Genomic DNA, 4,055 nt, shown 5'->3' on the forward strand with positions numbered 1-4,055 from the left:
AATTACACTACTCCTAATCACCGTACTTTCTACGTCAATTATAGCTCAGGAACTATTAAATAATGACCAATTAATAATTACTCAAAAAAGCCGTAAAACGGACCTTTACGGATACTATATAGGGAAAATTGGAGAGTTTTATTACACCTATACCAAGGGAAGTCCAGTTGATAAAAAATCAATTAAACTATCAAAACATACGTTGGACGGAAAGAAAGTGGCGAAAGTAAAAGTTGATGGAAAGGTGAAAGGCTTTTATAAAAGATGCGAACAATCTTGGGATCAAACTGGAGATGATGGTTTTGGAAGAGAATTAAATAGAGATAGCTATAAGATAATAAACGATAAATTATATCACTTTATTCCTGATGAGGATAAAGATGCCTATACAAGAAGATTGTGGGTTGAAAGAATTAACCTTGAAACATTAGAAGCATCAAAACCCGAATTATTGTTTGAAACCAAAACAGATATTAAAAACTTCAACCGTTCACGTTATACGGAATTCAGTTTTCAAATCGAACAAGATTCCCAAAATGATAAATTACACCTGTTAATAATCTATTGTTATTTTAGAGAAGGTGGTACCACTGCTTTTTGTAAAATTGATGGTGATAAATTTATTAAAATTGAAGCAAATTTTGAAAGTAAAAAGAAAAAAAAGGAACTATACATCCCTAGTAATTCACTTTCAATAAATAACGATGAATTCAGTTTTCCTGTAATTGAATATAATTCTGATGATGAAAAGGTTTTACAGTATTATTCTTTCAAATCAAAATCAAAAAAAATAACTCAAACTACTTTATTTGAGAATTTGAAATTTGAAAAATTTGAAAAATTAATAAACGGCTCTCAGCATTTTCTTTTTAAAGATAAAGAAATCAGGTATCATGGTTTTTGTAGAGTGACAGAAGATGGAGAGTCAACAGTCTATTATTTCTCTAAAACATATAATACACAAACAAAAGAAACTACAGAATATGAAGTTGAAGTTCCAGGTTTAACAAAGGAAACTTACATGAATAAAGAAGAAAAGTCATACCTCGACAAACGTTTTAACTATGGGGATGAAGAAATCAATTCAAACCCGTTCAATTTAACGTTATGCGAAACCTTGTTTGATGAAAAAGGAAATATGTATTTAATCGGAGAATTCAGTGATCCTTATAAAATTCGATACTCTACAGATAGTAGACTGGTATACTACGATTTACGAGGTGATTATTTCATATACAAGGTAAATTCTGACCAATCATTAAATTTAATCTCCATTTATGACTTATATAATTCTACACATTATAGTGGGTACAGAACACCATTAATCACCATTCATAATAATCAAATCTTCTTTGTTGGTTATAACCTTGAGACTCCAACAAGTATTTCTTTTGGTAAAAAATGTATTGAGATTGCAGCGTGTGATTTATCAACAAAACAAGTTGAATTGATTCATAGAGTGCCAAATTCCGAATTTTCATTTCAAAGAATTTATGATTACAACGAATTTGTCAATGGAAAAGGATCCATTAGCATTTCAAAAATGAATAAAACGAAGCAATTAGAAGTTGAATTGAAATAAAGACAGGCTTCCTTATACTAAAAAGCACAACCCCTTGAGTTGTGCTTTTTTTTTTAATTTCACGCCGAACCTAAATTATAAAAATGAAAAAAGTACTATTACTAGGATTAACCGCACTATTCACCACCACTGCATCCCTTGGACAAGAAAAAGGAGCCGCTTTAGGAATTGACGTTGAAGTAAAGGAATACAAAACAGGTAGAGCAACTACCAACTTTGGAAGTATAGATGGAAAACAATACGCCCAAGGTAAATCGGGATTTGTATTATACTTCTTCCCTATTGCCATGCACACACTTCTTAATAAAAAGGAAAATGGACAGGTACTAAAGTCCGTGAAACTTGAAGATAAAAACCAGTATTTCAAGAGGAAAAAGTTTGAGGTAACTAAATTTTTCACCATTGGTGAAAACATCGTAGAAATTGTACCGAGATATGATGAGAACGCTTCAAGATACACTATTTATGCGGAAGCTTTTAACCAAAGTTTGAAGAGTGTAGAACTCGGTGAAATTTATGCAACCAAATTCAGAGAAGACACAAGATTTGGACTATCCTACGACCAATACGATGAGAAACTATTGATAAAAATCTCAAAGTACCAAAACAAAGAGTTAGTTTCTATTACATGTTTATTGGTAGATCAAGACTTGGAAACTGAAGAGATTATTGAAGTAAACACCGAGGAAGATGGAACTTTCACGGGTTCTACCTCTCATATTTCATCTGACAAGGAAGATTTTAGATACGCAATATCAACGAATCAAAAGGATGACGAGCTGGGAGGAATATGTTACCAAATAGACCTAAAAAATGGACGTGACACAGATTTAGAATTAGACTTTTCTGAACTTGAAGAGAAAAAAAGTCACATTTCCTCAAGGGTTCGCGATAACAAGTTATACGTATTCGGATTTAGTAAAGTAGAAAAGGGTAAACAAATATTGGATGAGTACTTTACGCAAATTTACGACCTTGAAACCAAAAAACGTATAGCGTATTCTACCCATGAGCTTGATCCTGAATTTATCATTGAAAATGAAATTGATGCGTATAAAAAAACGTATCAGAAAGCAATAGACAATGAAGAATATAAAAGTGCACGTACCCTCAACATCGTTCAAACTAGATTTTTAGATAATGGAAACATACTCCATATTGCTACAAATTATGGGTACAATACAATGCAACAAATTTTTGTATTCCTCCTTAATGAAAACGGAGAACTTATTAAAAAGACTTCCTTTCCACTTAGACAATATGCGGGACAAGCAGCATTTGGAATAAAAAGTTATAGGGATGGAAGCGAGCTTAAACTTTGCTACATGGATAGAGAAGGTTTAAGAGCGAGAACCATTGATTTAAAAACATTAGAATCTGAAACTGCACCTTTATTGGCATATAAAAAATTCAGTGGATATAACTACACTTCAATTTATACAAAAGAGAATGAAATCATTGTACAGGGAGTTAAGTTATCTAAAGAACAATCCATACATATTACATTTTAGTTCTTCTAACATAAAATAACCAAAGCCAATTCAAACTTTTGAATTGGCTTTTTTCATCTCAAAAACTTGACAAAAGTTCACCTTTAGCTTATTTTCACCAACTTAATAACTAACAATTTAAATCATGAAGAAATTACTCTTCAGTGTAGGTTTAATTTCTGCACTAAGTTTTCAAACAAATGCTCAAACTAACCAAGTTCTTGACGCCACCTTTAAAGTCAATGAAGATCCAAATTTCAACTTCACCTCTACTTTAGGAGAAATTGATGACGCCGTTTTCGATTACTATTATGACGGTAAATCAAAATTTCTCGCGAAATACAAAAATGGGAAAGAAGTAAAATCGCTGGAGTTAGAAAAGAAAACTTCTAAATTCAAACGAAATGCTTTTAGGGGAAGAGACTTTTTCTTTTTAGCTGATGATCACATTTTTGAAGTGGTGATGAACAGAGATAAGGATGATAAAAATTATTATATCGTTAGTTACGATAGTAACTTAAAAGCGAGCAGACCCACATTACTTCTTACTACTACTGGAAAAGTTCGTTTTACAGAAGGTTCAGAAAATTTAATTGTCATTGAAGAAACAGCGTATTCAACAACTGGCTTTGAAATGAACATTTCTAAAATTGACGCAAATTTAGATTTACAACTTGTTGAAAAGGTTAAAATTGATAAAGCCTCTGGAAACAATTTCAATTTAAATGATTTAAAAGTTGTCGATAATCAATTAGCATTTATTGGTGTAGAAACGAATGACGATGATGAATTAATTCGCTCTGAATTTTTCAAATATGACTTAAATACAGACCAAGAAACTCGCTTTGACATTGATTACAAAGCTTTGAATCAAAACATTTCTGATTACAGATTTAATATTATTGGAAATAAACTATTAATTAAAGGTTTCATGGGAGAAGAGCCTAAGAAAAAATTCTTAGGAGGAGTATTTACTTACAACT

General features: G+C 31.4%; 3 protein-coding genes. All 3 read left to right on the top strand.

Annotated elements, in window-relative coordinates; genetic code table 11:
• Positions 1 to 1,582: hypothetical protein (locus R3333_RS12925; protein ID WP_318959189.1), on the top strand; the 1,582-nt coding region annotated here is incomplete at its 5' end.
• An 83-nt stretch (positions 1,583 to 1,665) separates the two neighbouring features.
• Positions 1,666 to 3,093, top strand: a complete 1,428-nt coding sequence (locus R3333_RS12930; protein ID WP_318959190.1) for a hypothetical protein — start codon at positions 1,666 to 1,668, stop codon at positions 3,091 to 3,093.
• 124 nt (positions 3,094 to 3,217) lie between these two features.
• A partial coding sequence (locus R3333_RS12935; protein WP_318959191.1) for a hypothetical protein occupies positions 3,218 to 4,055 on the top strand: 838 nt, incomplete at its 3' end.

The organism is Lishizhenia sp., assembly GCF_033720595.1.
Classification (GTDB): domain Bacteria; phylum Bacteroidota; class Bacteroidia; order Flavobacteriales_D; family Crocinitomicaceae; genus Lishizhenia.

What these genes read in the sequence shown, in the direction of transcription:
- R3333_RS12930 (WP_318959190.1), top strand. Translation starts at nt 1,666, where the DNA reads ATGAAAAAAGTACTATTACTAGGATTAACCGCACTATTCACCACCACT.